Raw genomic sequence first — 13,197 nt, forward strand, 5'->3', positions numbered from 1 at the left:
GCCTCCAGCAATGCCGTTAACTATCAAATAAATAGCTGCCAGCGCTTTATTTATAAGCGCTGGCAGCACTTTTCATTGATATCCCGTCAAACCCGGGCGCCGGACGCTCAATCCATGCGGATATTGCGCGCCTTGACCAGCCTGGACCATTTGGCGGACTCGCCGTCGATGAAGCTGGCGAAGTCCTGGCTGGAGCCGCCCCCGAACTCGTTGCCCTGCGCCAGGATGCGGTCCTTGACCTCGGGGTGCTCCATGGCCTTGGCAAAGGCCGCGTGCAGCCTGGCCACGATGTCGGGCGGCGTGCCCTTGGGCGCCACGTAGCCCATCCAGTTGGACACCGTCACTTCGGGGAGGCCCTGCTCTGCGAAGGACGGAACGTCCGGCAGCTGCTGCAGGCGCTGCGCCGACGTGACGCCGAGCGCGCGGATCTTCCTGGCCTGGATCGAGGGCACGGCCGCGCTGGTCTGCTCGAACATCAGATCCACCTGCCCGGCCAGCAATGCCTGCGCGGCGGGGCCGCCGCCCTTGAACGGGACGCCGAGCATGTCGATGCCCGCCGCGCTCTCGAACAGCTCCGCCGACAGGTGGTGCGCGCCCCCGGGCCCGGCATTGGCGATGTTCAGGTGGCCAGGCCTAGCCTTGGCCGCGGCGATGACGTCCTTGACCGACTGGTAGGGCTTGTCCGCGGGCGTCACCAGCACCAGCGGGCTCTTTTCGAGCAGGATGATGGGCACGAAAGACCTGGGGTTGAAGTTCAGCTTGGGGTAGATCCAGGGGTTCACCGCCAGCGGGCCGAAGCTGCCCATGCCCAGCGTGTAGCCGTCGGGCGCGGCCCGGTTGACGAGCTCCATACCGATGTTGCCGCTGGCACCCGGCTTGTTGTCGATGACCACGGGCTGCCCCAGGATCTCGCCGAGCTGCTTGGCGACGAGCCGGGTCTTGACGTCCGTGTTGCCGCCCGCGGCGAAGGGCACGACGATGGTGATGGCCCGGACCGGGTAACCCACGGCGCCCGTCTGGCCCAGCGCACAGTTGCACGCCAGGACCATGGCCGCGCCCGCGATGAATGCGCGGCGCGCGTTGCTGCAAGGGTTCATGCTGTCTCCTCTGGTTTCAGGTTTTAGGAAGCAAGGGATAAGGCCGCAGGAGGCTCACTCGGGCGTGATGTGCGCCGACTCCACGATCTGCGCGTACTTCCGCGTCTCCTGCGCGATGAAGTCGCGGAACTGCTGCTGCGCCATGGGCGCGGGCTCTCCGCCCTGCTCGCGCAGGCGTTTGATCAGCTCCGGGTCCTTCAGCGCATCGACGGCGGCGGCATTCAACCTGGCCTGTATGGCGGCCGGCGTGGAGGCGGGGGCGAACAGTCCGAACCAGTTCTCCAGGCTGTAGGAGGCGGTGGCCGGGGTCTCGGCGATGGCGGGGATGTCCGGCGCGAAGGACGCGCGCCTGGCCGAGGTGACGGCCAGCACCTTCACGCGCCCGCCCTTGATGAAGGGCGCGGCGCCCGCGTAGCTCACGAAGGCCATGTCCACCACGCCCGAGGCCACGTCCACGAGCTGGTTGGCCGCCCCCTTGTAGGGCACGTGGTTCAGCCGTATGCCCGCCACCGACGCCAGCAGCTCGCCATTGAGGTGCTGGGGGTTGCCCACGCCGCTGGTGGCGTAGCCCACCTTGCCGGGGTTGGCCTTGGCGTAGCTCACCAGCTCGGCCACGTTCCTCGCGGGAAAGCCGGGGGACGCGACGAGCACGTTCGGCACGCGGGTGACCAGGGTGATGGGCGCCAGGTCCTTCTGCGGCTGGTACTGCATGCGCGCCTTGTAGACCAGCGGGTTGATGGCGGTCTCGCCCGCGGACCCCAGCAGCAGCGTGTAGCCGTCGCCCGGCGCCTTCGCGACCGCCGCCGCGCCCAGCATGCCGCTGGCGCCCGGCCTGTTGTCCACCACCACGGGCTGCTTCAGGCTTGCGCGCAGCTTCTCCGCCAGCAGGCGGGCAACGGCGTCCACCCCGCCCCCGGCGGTGAAGGGCACGACCAGGGTGATGGTGCGGGCCGGATAGTCCTGGGCCCAGGCGGGAAGGGTGATGGCGGCGGCTGCCAGCAATGCATGGCGACGGGAAAGTTTCATGTTCAGCTCCAAAACAGCGTCCCGAAGACGGCCTAGGGAAATCGCTTAATTGCATTTTATGAATTAAATATGCAAAATTCGACCTATGGAAAACACCGAGAACTTCACGCCCCGGGCCGCCGACCTCGATGGCGCGCGCTACCTCGTCGCCGACCTGCGGGGCGCCCTGGGCGAGCGGCTCGGGTGCATGCCCGTGGTGCTGCGCCTGCTGCTGGAGAACGTGCTGCGCACCACGCAGGGCCAGGAGCGCGCGGGCGCCGTGCAGGCCCTGGCTGACTGGCTGGAGCATGGAACGAGCGAGGCGGAGATCGCCTACCAGCCCGGCCGCGTGCTGATGCACGACACCACCAGCACGCCCGCGCTGGTGGACATCGCGGCCATGCGCGACGCGCTGCACGAGGCGGGCGTGGACCCCGCCCTGCTCAACCCGGTGCTGCCCGTGGACGTGTCGGTGGACCATTCCCTGGCGGTGGAGTCCTATGCGGCGGCCGGCGCCGCCCAGGCCAACATGGGCCACGAGATCCGGCGCAACGCCGAGCGCTACCGCTTCCTGCGCTGGGCCTCCAGGGCACTGGACAGGGTGCGCATCCACCCGCCGGGCACGGGCATCATGCACACCATCAACCTGGAGCAGCTGGCCACCGTGGTCACGGCCGAGCGGCGCGCGGGCGCGCTGTGGGCGGTGCCGGACATGATGCTGGGCACCGACAGCCACACGCCCATGGTCAACGGCATCGGCGTGCTCGGCTGGGGCGTGGGCGGGCTGGAGGCGCAGACCGTCATGTTCGGCATGCCCACCATGCTGCGCATCCCGGAAGTCATCGGCGTGCGCCTCACGGGCGCGCTGCGCCCCGGCGTGCAGGCCAGCGACCTGGCCCTCGTCGTGACGAGCCGGCTGCGCGCCATGGGCGTGGCGGGCGAGTTCGTCGAGTACTTCGGCCCCGGCGTTTCCACGCTGGCGGCGGGCGAGCGCGCCGTGGTCGCCAACATGGCGCCCGAATACGGCGCCACCACGGGCTACTTCGCCGTGGACGGGCGCACGCTGGACTACCTGCGCGCCACCGGGCGCAGCGAGGAGAGCATCCGCCTCGTCGAGGCCTACATGCGCCACCAGGGCCTGTGGTTCGACCCCGCCGCCGAGCCGCGCTACACCCGGGTGCTGGAGATCGACCTGGACACCGTGGGCTGGCACATCGCGGGGCCACGCCGCCCCCAGGACCTGCTGGACTACGGCGACAGCGCGCGCGCGCTGCAGGACGCGGCCTTCACGCCGCAGCCCGGCAGCGCCCTGCCCCCGCACGCGGTGGCGCTGGCCGCCATCACCAGCTGCACCAACACGTCGGACCCGGCCCTGCTGATCGCCGCCGGCCTGGTCGCGCGCAAGGCGCGCGCCCTGGGGCTGCGCGTGCCGCCGTGGGTCAAGACCTCGCTGGCCCCGGGCTCGCCGGCCGCCGCGTCCTACCTGGAGCGCGCCGGCCTGCTGGACGACCTGGAGGCCGTGGGCTTCGGCATCGTCGGCTACGGCTGCACCACCTGCATCGGCAACTCCGGCCCGCTGACCGAGCCGATCCGCCAGGCGCAGCAGGCCGGCCAGGTCAAGGCCGTGGCCATACAGTCGGGCAACCGCAACTTCCCCGGGCGCGTGCATCCGGACATCGAGCTGGGCTTCCTCATGTCGCCGCCCATGGTCATCGCCTTCGGCTTGGGCGGCGACGCCGCGCGCGACCTGCGCACCGAGCCCGTGCAGACCGGCGCCGACGGCCGCCCCGTCATGCTGGCCGATCTCATGCCCACGCGCGGCGAGGTGCAGGCGCTGCTGGCGCAGGCCCTGCGCCCCGACGACTTCGCGCGCGACTTCGCCCGCGCCTCGCTCAACCCGGCCTGGCACGCGCTCCAGGCGCCGCAGGGCGCGCTGTTCCCCTGGAACCCGCAGTCCACGGCCCTGCGCCGCCCGCCCTTCGCCTCGCTGTCGGAGGGCAGCCAGCTCGGGCGCTACCAGGCCCATCCGCTGCTCGTCGTCGGGGACGACGTCACCACCGACCACATCTCGCCCGCCAGCGCCATACCGCCCGACAGCCTGGTGGCCGACTTCCTGGTCGAGCGCGGCGACGACCGGGGCGACCTGAACGTGTTCGCGTCGCGCCGCGGCAACTGGGAGGTGATGCTGCGCGCATCGTTTCACAGCAAGACCCTGGGGAACCTGCTGGCGCCCGGCGCGCCGGTCGCCCACACCGTGCATGCGCCGTCGGGGCAGGTGCTGCCCCTGTGGGAGGTTGCGCAGCGCTACCGCGACGCGGGGCAGTCCGTGGTGCTCGTCGCGGGCGAGCGCTACGGCACGGGATCGTCGCGCGACTGGGCCGCCAAGGGCCAGCGCCTGCTGGGCATACGCGCCGTGCTGGCCATGAGCTTCGAGCGCATCCACCGCTCCAACCTCATCGGCATGGGCATCCTGCCGCTGCGCCTGCCCCGGGACGCCAGCCCGCAGGCGCTGCAGATCGCGCCCGGCGACCGCGTGGAGGTGGACGCCCCGGCGGCCAGCCTCGCGCCGCGCTGCCCCGTGGCCGTGCGCATCCTGCGCCGCGACGGCAGCGTGCAGCCGCTGGCCGCGACGGCGGCCGTGGAAACGCAGCTGGAGGTCGACCTACTGCGCCGCGGCGGCGTCATCCCGTCCATCCTGCAGCAGGCCGTGGCGCAGGCGCGGCGCGGATGCCTCGGCCCTTCCATGACAATGGCGGCATGAAGACGGCCACCAGCATTTCCCGGCAGATCCTCGCCCTGGCGCGCAGCGAGCAATGGACCAGCGGCGTGCACCTGGCCGCCCAGGGCCTGGCGGACCGGCTGCGCGTGTCGCGCCAGCCCATCAACGACGCCCTGCAGCTGCTGGCCGAGCACGGCATCGCCCAGCGCGAGCGCAACCGCGGCTTCTTCCTGGCCGTGCCCCATGACCAGATCCCGGACGACCTGCTCCCCGAGGCCCCGGCCAGCGACGCAGACCTGGTGGAGGCCACCTACTTCCGCATCGCGGAAGACCGGCTGCGCGGCACGCTGCCCGAATCGGTCACGGAAGCGGCCCTGCGCACGCGGTATGCCCTGAGCAAGTCGCAGCTCAGCGCCGTGCTCAACCGCATCTCCCACGAGGGCTGGATCGAGCGCAAGCAGGGCTACGGCTGGACGTTCGCCGCCATGCTGACCACGCCCGACAGCCTGCTGCAGTCCTACCGCCTGCGGCTTGCGCTGGAGCCCGCCGCGCTGCTGGAGCCGGGCTACCGGCTGGAGCCCGCCGTGCTAGAACGCTGCCGCGCGGCCGAGATCCACCTGCTGCAGGGCGGCATCGCCACCGACCGCGCCGACCGTATCCACGACCGCGGCGTGAACTTCCACGAGTCGCTGGTGCAGGCCTCGGGCAATGCGTTCTTCATCGACACCATCCGCCGCGTCAACCGCGTGCGGCGCCTGCTGTCCTACCGCTCCATGCAGGACCGCTCGCGCTACCGCGAGCACTGCGAGCAGCACCTGCACATCCTGGATCTGCTGGAGCAGGAACGCAACGAGGAAGCGTCCCAGGCCATGCGCGCGCACCTGGCGAGCACGCTGCGCAACCTCACGAACATCACCGACATCCTGCAGCCCGGAGCCACCGCCCCTGCTGCCCCATCGCCCGAGCGGGCATCCACCTGAGACCCTGCAACCATGACCATCTCCACCCAGCTGCTGTCCACCCTGGCGCCTCGCGGCCACATCCGGGCGTCCATCAACACGGGCAACCCCATTCTTGCGCGCCTGGACGGCGATGGCCGCCCCGCCGGCGTGTCGGTGGACCTGGCGCGGCGCTTCGCCCAGCAACTGGGCCTGGAGCTGGAACTGGTCGTCTTCGACACGGCCGGCAAATCGGTGGACGCGGTCACGCGCGAGGAGGCCGACTTCGGCTTCTTCGCCGTGGACCCGGTGCGCGGCGCCGGCATCGCCTTTTCCGCGCCCTACGTACTCATCGAAGGCAGCTACCTGGTGCGCCAGGACTCGCCGCTCACCGGCAACGCCCAGGTGGACCAGGCGGGGCACACCGTGGTCGTGGGCAAGGGCAGCGCCTACGACCTGTACCTGACGCGCGAGCTCAAGCAGGCCCAGATCCTGCGGGCGCCCTCGTCGCCCGCCGTGGTCGAAACCTTCGTGCAATCCACCGCCGATGTCGCCGCCGGCGTGCGCCAGCAGCTGGAGGCCGACGCCCTGCGCATCCCCGGGCTGCGCCTGCTGCCGGGACGCTTCATGGTGATCCAGCAGGCCATGGGCATCCCCAAGCCGCGCGGCGCCGAGGCACAGCACGTGCTGGCGGCCTTCGTCGAGGACGCCAAGGCCAGCGGCTTCGTCGCCGATGCCCTCGCGCGCCATGGCATCGAGGGCGCCACCGTCGCACCCCGGGCGGATGCATGACACGGCCCGTGTTCGCCTACGTGGGCTCGCGCACCACGCGCGAACGCAACGCGCGCGGGGAAGGCATCACGGTCTTCCGCGTGGACGAGGAGCGCGGCACGCTCGACCGCATCCAGACGGTGGCCCACCTGACCAACCCCTCGTTCCTCGCCATGAATGCCCGCGGCGACCGGCTGTACACGGTACATGGCGACGGGCACGAGGTCAGCGTGCTGGCCGTGGACCGGGAAACGGGCCTGCTGGCCTTCATGCAGACCCAGGACTGCGGCGGGCGCAACCCGGTGCACCTGTCCATCGCCCCGGACGGGCGCCACCTGGTCGTGTCCGACCACCTGGGCCAGCAGGGCGGAACGGTCGTGGTGCTGCCCATCGCGCCCGACGGTCTGCTCGGCCCCGTGCAGCAGCGCGTGGCCCTGCCGGGCGAACCCGGCCCGCACCGCAAGGAGCAGCCCTTCGCCAAGCCGCACTTCAACCCCTTCGCCCCCGGCGGCCGCTTCGTGCTCGTGCCGGACAAGGGGCTGGACCGAGTGTTCGTCTTCTCCTTCGAACAGGGGCGGCTGGCACCGGCGGCGCAGCCCTGGCTGCAATGCCGCGAAGGCGCCGGGCCGCGGCACCTGGCCTTCCACCCCGCGCTGCCCCGCGCCTACGTGGTCAACGAGCTCGACTCGACGGTCCTGGCGTGCAGCTTCGACGCCGCCACGGGTCGCATGGAGGGCCTGCAGGTCCTGTCCACCCTGCCCGACCACTTCGTCGGCAACAGCCGGGCGGCGGAGATCGAGGTGTCGCGCGACGGGCGCCGCGTCCACGCCTCCAACCGCGGGGCGGACAGCATCGCCGTCTTCGACGTCGATGCGGCCACGGGCCGCCTCTTCTGGCGCGGCGCCTTCCCGGCGGGCGGGCGCACGCCCCGGTTCTTCGCCAGCTCGCCGCTGGGGAGCCGAATGTTCGTGCTCAACGAGGACAGCGACGGCATCGCCTGCTTCGCGCTGGACGACGAGGCCCCCATCGACACCCGCCGGCCCATCGCATCCACCCCTTGCGGCAGCCCGGTGTGCATGGTGTTCTCAGAGCGTGTTTAAGGTCAGCAGGCGCCCTCCGGCGTCAGGATCTGCCGCCCAACGGCCTTGCCCTCCTCCAGCGCCAGCAGGGCGGTGAAGGCCTTGCCGAAAGGCAGGCAGGTGCTGGGCACGGGCTGCAGCCGCTTGTCCTTGACCAGCTGCATCAGCTCCTGCAGCTCGCGCAGGTTGCCCACGTAGGTGCCCTGGTAGGTGATGGCGCGCAGGGCCATGGAGGGCGTGGGCAGGTCCACGTGGCCGCCGAACAGGCCTATCTGCGCCAGCTGCCCGCCCTTGGTCAGCATGTCGATGCCGGCCTGCACGGTCTGGCTGGAACCCACGCAGTCGATGATGGCCCACACCGCGCCGCCTGCGGCTTGGCGCACCTGGGCCATGTAGCCGTCCTGCCCGGGATCGAACGCCGCCAGGGCGCCGGCCTGCAGGGCGGCGGCACGCTTGGCCGCGTCGGGCTCGATGACGATCACGCCCGCGCTGCCCATGGCCCGCGCGAGCAGGATGGCCATCAGGCCCAGGCCGCCGGCGCCGAAGATGATGAGCTTCTCGTCCTTGAGCACCTGGGCGGGTATCTTCTTCAGGGCGCTGTAGGTGGTCAGGCCCGAGCACGCATAGGGCGCCGCATGCACGGGCGGCATGTCGCCGATGTCCACCAGATAGCGCGAGTGGGACACCAGCACATGGTCGGCATAGCCGCCCGGCTGGAACACGCCCATGGACCGGCCGGCCAGGCACAGGTTCTCGTCCCCGCGCCGGCACACGCTGCATTCCCCGCAGCCGTGCCAGGGGAAGACCAAGTAGCGCTTGCCCACCGCCACGTCCTTCACGGCATCGCCCACGGCGACCACTTCGCCGGCGATCTCGTGGCCCATGGTCAGGGGCAGCTTCATGCCGCGATCGATCATGGACATCTTCTTGCCGTTGCCCAGGTCGTACGAGCCATGCCAGATGTGCAGGTCAGAGTGGCACACCCCCGCCGCCTCGACGCGCACCAGCACCTGGTCGCCCACGGGCCGGGGGGTGGCGCGCTCGTTGCGCACCAGGGGCTGGCCGCATTCGGCCACGTCATAGCTGATCATCCTGTCTCCTTTCGTGTGTATTAGGGCGGGTAGTGGCCCAGTTTATGGCCACTGGCGCGCACTCAGGAATTCGACGCCCCGGTGACGGGCCTGCGCAACCGCTTCGGGAGCGGGTCACACCCGCGCGCACTGGGCTCGCTGCCGGCGCAGCGCGCCGGGCCGCGCGTCAGCGAAAGTGCACGGTCAACGGCGCCAGCGGCGGGCCGAAGGCACCGCTCCAACGCTCGCCTGCGCGCACGGGCCAGGCGTCCGTCCAAGTGCCGGTGGTGACCACGTCACCGGGTTGGATGTCCGGCGCGCCCGGGCAGGCGCGCAGCTCGGTCAGGAAGTAGCGCAGTGCCTGCAGCGGCCCGTCCAGCACGCAGGCGCCGCAGCCGGCATCCACGGGCTGGTCGTCGCGGGCCAATGTCACCTGCGCGGCGGCCAACCGGGCATCGAGCTGTGCGGCCGATGCGGCCACGGCGCGCACCGGCAGGCGCGGGTGTATTGACCCAGTGAAAACCTGCTCAGGTGTTACCGTCGAGAGGAAGACACCATGAGTACGTTGATGGACGAAGAGATCAAGCGCTGGACCGCGACGCTCGGCCTTCCCGCGCGCCTGCGGGGCCTAATCCTTCCCATGCTCGTACTCTTGGGACTTGGAGCGCTCCCCGCTCAAAGCCACCATGCGATATCCAGCCTCGGATCCATCACGGTTCCATTTCGTGCCGCCGTCATCGTCATTCAGCGGAATCCACTTGAGGCCTTCGATATGTTCCATATCCATGATGACCGCGCCGTCGCCTTCGAGGACGTGGTTACAGGACTGCTTGGACGGCTCCCATTAATTGGCTGCTCGAGTCAAAAGCCTGGCCAAAGGTTGGTGCGTCAGAATGACTTATTTTTCGGATTCTAGGATTGCTCTGGTCGTGAGAATTAGATAGATGCGCATCTTGATTGTTGAAGATTCAGAGACGCTGTCTGAGGCCTTGAATCGCAGTCTCAGAATTGAGGGCTACGCTTGCGATATTGCAGCGGACGGTCAGGCTGCGCTGCAGTTTCTCAAAAGCTACCGCTACGACGCGATCATTCTGGACTTGATGCTGCCTCGTGTGGATGGCTTTGGAGTATTGCAGGCATTGGGCAGCGATGCCGGAGCGGCCCCTGTGTTGGTGCTGTCAGCGCGGGAGCAACTCGACGACCGGGTGCGTGCTCTGGACGCGGGCGCCGATGACTATCTGACCAAGCCCTTTGAACTGGCGGAGCTGCTAGCCCGACTGCGAGCTCTGGTGAGGCGCCCGGCGCAACGCGACACGCCTGTTTTGCGTCATGGCGAACTGGCCGTCGACCCGCGCTCGCGTACGGCGCGCTGGCGCGGCGATGACCTGAAACTCACGCCCAAGGAATACGGATGCCTGGAACTGCTGCTGCGCAGGCAGGGAGCGGTGTTGTCACGCACACAAATTTTTGAACATCTGTACGACAGCAGCAGCGACGCGTCGGACAAGGTGGTGGAGGTTATCGTCAGTACCCTGCGCACCAAGCTGGCCCAATGCGGTCTGGGCGAACTGATCGTGACCCGGCGGGGCTTTGGTTACGTGCTGATGTAAAGCATGCACCCACCTTCTGCCCCCTCCAACGATACCGCCTGGTCACTGCACCGGCGTCTGGCTGTTGGTCTGATCTTGTGCATAGGCGGTACCTTCGCCGCCGTATTCCCGGTGCTGGATCGTTTGATCGACCGAGCGATTTACCAGCAAATGGATCTCACGCTTTCGCAGCGTGCCGCTGCCGTAGGGCGCGCACTGCAAGAGCCTGATCCACAGCGGCTCGAACGCCTGATGCCCGAGTATGAGCCGCGCGGGCACACCGAGTTCTTCACTGTCTTCAACGAAGACAACGGCCAGGCCGTGTTGCGGTCGCCCAGCAGCGCTGGCGCTGTACTTCCGGTGGGACTGGCTGCGCAAGGCACGCCCCGCTATTACGATGTGATGCTGCCCGATGGTCACGCAGGCCGTGCGCTCGCCACCCATGTGACATTGCATGGCAGCCAGAACCGGCTGCTGGTGGTGGCAACGGAGCGCGAAGGATGGGACCGGACCGAACGGCGCGTCCACTTTGCGTTGCTCGTCGGCATCGCGTTGGCAACCCTGCTGGCAACGGGATCGGCGCTGCTCCTGGTACAGCGCGTCATCGTGGTGTTGCGTCGCACAGGCGCCGCGGCGGCCCGCCTGGATGCAGACCAGCGCATGCAGCCCCTGGGCGGCGACTTGCCTCGTGAGCTCAAGCCTTTTGCCGATGCCTTCAACCTGGGCCTGCGCCACCTGTACACCGCCATCGAGCGCGAGCGCCAGTTCTCGCGCGACGTGGCGCACGAGCTGCGCACTCCTTTGGCAGAAATCCGCACCAGCGCCGAAAGCGCACTGAGTGCGGACGACCCCATCCTGACCCAGCACAGCCTGCGCGCCGCCGTGGACGCCACTGCACGCATGCAACGCAGCGTGGATACCTTGCTGCTGCTGGCTCGGCTCGAATCCGGACAGCATACACAAGCGCCTGATCCTCTCGATGTGGCTGGGTTGGTGCGCGAACTGATGGCGGCTTTGGAGGGAATGCAGGCGCGCCGCAGGCTGACCGTGCAAGCCGATCTGCCGCCATCGGCCTGGGTGCGGGGCGATCTGGGCGTGATCGAGCGGATCCTCTCCAACCTGCTGCGCAATGCCTTGGAGTACGCACCTGACGGCGATGCCATCACCTGCCGCCTGGAGCGCGGTGATGCGGGCTGGCTTCTTTCCATCGACAATGCCGCACCCGATCTTCGTGAAGGCGACCTGGAACACCTCGGCCACCGCTTTTGGCGCAAGTCTTCCGAAGGCGGCACGGCACACCATGCAGGGCTGGGGCTGGCCCTGGCGTTCGCCCTGGCGCGGGCCATTGATCTGCCACTGCGCTTCAGCCTGCAGGGGGGCAGGCTGACCGCCCGGCTGGGGCCCTGGGTCGCTCTGGTGTAAATCTACGGCGCTGCACCAAACATCGCGCCGACACCCGCCGTGATCGCCATCGCCAGGGTGCCCCACAGCGCCACCCGGGAGGCGCTTTTGAGCACGGGAGCGCCACCTATCCTGGCGGCCAGGACACCCAGTAGAGCCAGGAAAAAGATGGCCGTGGCTACCGTCCAAGCGAGCAGCGAGGGCCCAGGCGCCAGCATCACCACAGCCAGCGGCAGCGCCGCTCCCACGGCAAAGCTGGCAGCGGAGGCCAGCGCTGCCTGCAAGGGCTTGGCGCTGAGCGCCTCCGAGATACCCAGTTCATCGCGGGCATGCGCGCCCAGCGCATCGTGGGCCATCAGTTGAGTTGCGACCTCGCTGGCCAGCGCAGGCGCAATCCCCCGCTGGGTATAGATGGCTGTCAGTTCCCGATGCTCGGCTTCGGGGTTTTCCGTCAACTCGCGATGTTCCCGCGCCAGATCCGCTTTCTCCGTGTCCGCTTGAGAAAAGACCGACACGTATTCTCCAGCCGCCATGGACATGGCGCCGGCGACCAGCCCGGCTACTGCGGTTGTCATGATGCTGGCGTGGCTGGCCTGCGCCGCTGCAACACCGACCACCAGGCTGGCGGTGGAAATGATCCCGTCGTTGGCGCCCAGGACGGCGGCGCGCAGCCAGCCGATGTGTTCCGTGCGGTGGCGTTCGCGGTGCAAGAACTTCATTGGAATTCTCTGTTTCTCGGATTGCTTATCGGGAGCCGCGCCTCGGCAGCATGCGCACAAGTGTGTTGTCGTGGACGACATAGTGGTGCAGCAGTGCCGCCGCCGCATGCAATCCAATCAACGCATAGCCCGCCGTGGCCAGTGCTTCGTGCAGATCCTTCAAGGGATGAGCGAGCGCTTCGTTCGCGCTCGTCAGCATGGGTAGCGCAAAGCCGAACAGGGTTACCGGCTTGGCCGCCGTGCTCAGCGCTAGCCAACCCAGCAGTGCTGCGGCAATCATCAGCGCGTACAGCGCGGCATGCATGAGCCGTGCCATCAGGGCCGGCCACCGGCCCATGGGCGGCTCGATGGCCGGCGCAGCGCCTGCCGCCCAGCGCGCGCACAGCCGGACCGCCACCAACGCCAGGACGGACAGCCCCAGCAGGAAATGCAGGGATTTCATATTCGCGCGCAGTTCGCTGCCTTTGGGCGCAAAGCCGCGCAGTTCCATGCTGGCATAAACAGCAGCGAGAAGCACCAGCATCAGCCAATGCAAGGCAACGACGAAATTGCCATAGCGGTCTCTAGAGTTCCTGAATATCAATCACTTTCTCCGGCACGTAGATTCGATCGACGCACGCGAAACGATACTGACGATGCCGTGCCTTGTGTGCGTATTGCGGCGTTCTCGCGTCACTATTGAATTTTTTCATTCGACCAAAGCTTGCCCAAAGCTTGGGCGGCCAACATGCGGCGGATTGCCATCACAGCACATCTAACCGCATGCTTGGTATGTCTCCCAGTGCAACGCCACCAGAAGGCGCGCCGCA

Annotated in this window: 13 protein-coding genes; 7 read left to right on the forward strand and 6 right to left on the reverse strand. The window is 68.6% G+C overall.

What is annotated here, in order from left to right; all coding sequences use genetic code 11:
* Positions 1-107: 107 nt before the first annotated feature.
* Positions 108-1,097 (reverse strand): Bug family tripartite tricarboxylate transporter substrate binding protein, encoded by a 990-nt coding sequence (locus ACX12L_RS02010; RefSeq protein ID WP_459261078.1) that lies wholly within the window; start codon positions 1,095-1,097, stop codon positions 108-110.
* A gap of 54 nt (positions 1,098-1,151) precedes the next feature.
* Positions 1,152-2,123 carry a Bug family tripartite tricarboxylate transporter substrate binding protein gene (locus ACX12L_RS02015; protein WP_459261079.1) on the reverse strand — a complete coding sequence of 324 codons (972 nt, stop codon included), beginning with the start codon at positions 2,121-2,123 and terminating at the stop codon, positions 1,152-1,154.
* Positions 2,124-2,208: 85 nt separating this feature from the next.
* Here ACX12L_RS02015 and ACX12L_RS02020 point away from each other — a divergent pair, with 85 nt between their 5' ends.
* The 4 genes from ACX12L_RS02020 to ACX12L_RS02035 are packed head-to-tail and all read left to right on the forward strand — an operon-like array spanning position 2,209 to position 7,630.
* Entirely contained in the window at positions 2,209-4,863 is a 2,655-nt protein-coding gene (locus tag ACX12L_RS02020) for an aconitate hydratase AcnA (protein WP_459261081.1), read from the forward strand.
* Positions 4,860-5,801: a GntR family transcriptional regulator gene (locus ACX12L_RS02025; protein ID WP_013520261.1), complete on the forward strand. Its 942-nt coding sequence runs from the start codon at positions 4,860-4,862 to the stop codon at positions 5,799-5,801. The genes ACX12L_RS02020 and ACX12L_RS02025 overlap by 4 nt, the downstream gene beginning before the upstream one ends.
* Positions 5,802-5,813: 12 nt before the next feature.
* A complete protein-coding gene (locus ACX12L_RS02030; protein WP_013520262.1) occupies positions 5,814-6,551 on the forward strand; it encodes an ABC transporter substrate-binding protein in 738 nt (245 codons plus the stop codon).
* A complete protein-coding gene (locus ACX12L_RS02035; protein WP_013721526.1) occupies positions 6,548-7,630 on the forward strand; it encodes a lactonase family protein in 1,083 nt (360 codons plus the stop codon). Before ACX12L_RS02030 ends, ACX12L_RS02035 begins: the two co-directional genes overlap by 4 nt.
* Before the next feature lie 2 nt (positions 7,631-7,632).
* Here ACX12L_RS02035 and ACX12L_RS02040 read toward each other — a convergent pair whose 3' ends face one another.
* Both ACX12L_RS02040 and ACX12L_RS02045 read right to left on the reverse strand, forming a co-directional pair.
* Positions 7,633-8,700, reverse strand: coding sequence for an alcohol dehydrogenase (locus ACX12L_RS02040; protein ID WP_459261084.1), 1,068 nt, complete (start codon positions 8,698-8,700; stop codon positions 7,633-7,635).
* A 166-nt stretch (positions 8,701-8,866) separates the two neighbouring features.
* On the reverse strand, positions 8,867-9,160 hold the full coding sequence (locus ACX12L_RS02045; RefSeq protein ID WP_337999172.1) for a hypothetical protein: 294 nt from the start codon (positions 9,158-9,160) through the stop codon (positions 8,867-8,869).
* 87 nt (positions 9,161-9,247) lie between these two features.
* Between ACX12L_RS02045 and ACX12L_RS02050 the strand changes: the two genes are divergently transcribed.
* From ACX12L_RS02050 to ACX12L_RS02060, 3 genes are read left to right on the forward strand one after another with little or no spacing between them, the layout of a single operon-like run.
* On the forward strand, positions 9,248-9,595 hold the full coding sequence (locus ACX12L_RS02050) for a hypothetical protein (RefSeq protein WP_041700657.1): 348 nt from the start codon (positions 9,248-9,250) through the stop codon (positions 9,593-9,595).
* Positions 9,596-9,623: 28 nt separating this feature from the next.
* Positions 9,624-10,289 carry a response regulator transcription factor gene (locus ACX12L_RS02055; RefSeq protein WP_013520266.1) on the forward strand — a complete coding sequence of 222 codons (666 nt, stop codon included), beginning with the start codon at positions 9,624-9,626 and terminating at the stop codon, positions 10,287-10,289.
* 3 nt (positions 10,290-10,292) lie between these two features.
* Positions 10,293-11,690, forward strand: a complete 1,398-nt coding sequence (locus ACX12L_RS02060) for a histidine kinase dimerization/phospho-acceptor domain-containing protein (RefSeq protein WP_459261087.1) — start codon at positions 10,293-10,295, stop codon at positions 11,688-11,690.
* Positions 11,691-11,692: 2 nt separating this feature from the next.
* Here ACX12L_RS02060 and ACX12L_RS02065 read toward each other — a convergent pair whose 3' ends face one another.
* Together ACX12L_RS02065 and ACX12L_RS02070 are read right to left on the reverse strand one after the other, a co-directional pair.
* On the reverse strand, positions 11,693-12,388 hold the full coding sequence (locus tag ACX12L_RS02065) for a VIT1/CCC1 transporter family protein (protein ID WP_013721524.1): 696 nt from the start codon (positions 12,386-12,388) through the stop codon (positions 11,693-11,695).
* A gap of 25 nt (positions 12,389-12,413) precedes the next feature.
* A complete protein-coding gene (locus ACX12L_RS02070) occupies positions 12,414-12,971 on the reverse strand; it encodes a cytochrome b (protein ID WP_459261088.1) in 558 nt (185 codons plus the stop codon).
* Positions 12,972-13,197: the final 226 nt, after the last annotated feature.

Source organism: Alicycliphilus sp. T452 (genome assembly GCF_054512775.1).

Coding starts and splice junctions, on each gene's coding strand:
- ACX12L_RS02060 (WP_459261087.1), top strand. CDS start 10,293: ATGCACCCACCTTCTGCCCCCTCCAACGATACCGCCTGGTCACTGCAC.
- ACX12L_RS02025 (WP_013520261.1), top strand. CDS start 4,860: ATGAAGACGGCCACCAGCATTTCCCGGCAGATCCTCGCCCTGGCGCGC.
- ACX12L_RS02035 (WP_013721526.1), top strand. CDS start 6,548: ATGACACGGCCCGTGTTCGCCTACGTGGGCTCGCGCACCACGCGCGAA.
- ACX12L_RS02030 (WP_013520262.1), top strand. CDS start 5,814: ATGACCATCTCCACCCAGCTGCTGTCCACCCTGGCGCCTCGCGGCCAC.
- ACX12L_RS02040 (WP_459261084.1), bottom strand. CDS start 8,700: ATGATCAGCTATGACGTGGCCGAATGCGGCCAGCCCCTGGTGCGCAAC.
- ACX12L_RS02020 (WP_459261081.1), top strand. CDS start 2,209: ATGGAAAACACCGAGAACTTCACGCCCCGGGCCGCCGACCTCGATGGC.
- ACX12L_RS02015 (WP_459261079.1), bottom strand. CDS start 2,123: ATGAAACTTTCCCGTCGCCATGCATTGCTGGCAGCCGCCGCCATCACC.
- ACX12L_RS02055 (WP_013520266.1), top strand. CDS start 9,624: ATGCGCATCTTGATTGTTGAAGATTCAGAGACGCTGTCTGAGGCCTTG.
- ACX12L_RS02065 (WP_013721524.1), bottom strand. CDS start 12,388: ATGAAGTTCTTGCACCGCGAACGCCACCGCACGGAACACATCGGCTGG.
- ACX12L_RS02010 (WP_459261078.1), bottom strand. CDS start 1,097: ATGAACCCTTGCAGCAACGCGCGCCGCGCATTCATCGCGGGCGCGGCC.
- ACX12L_RS02050 (WP_041700657.1), top strand. CDS start 9,248: ATGGACGAAGAGATCAAGCGCTGGACCGCGACGCTCGGCCTTCCCGCG.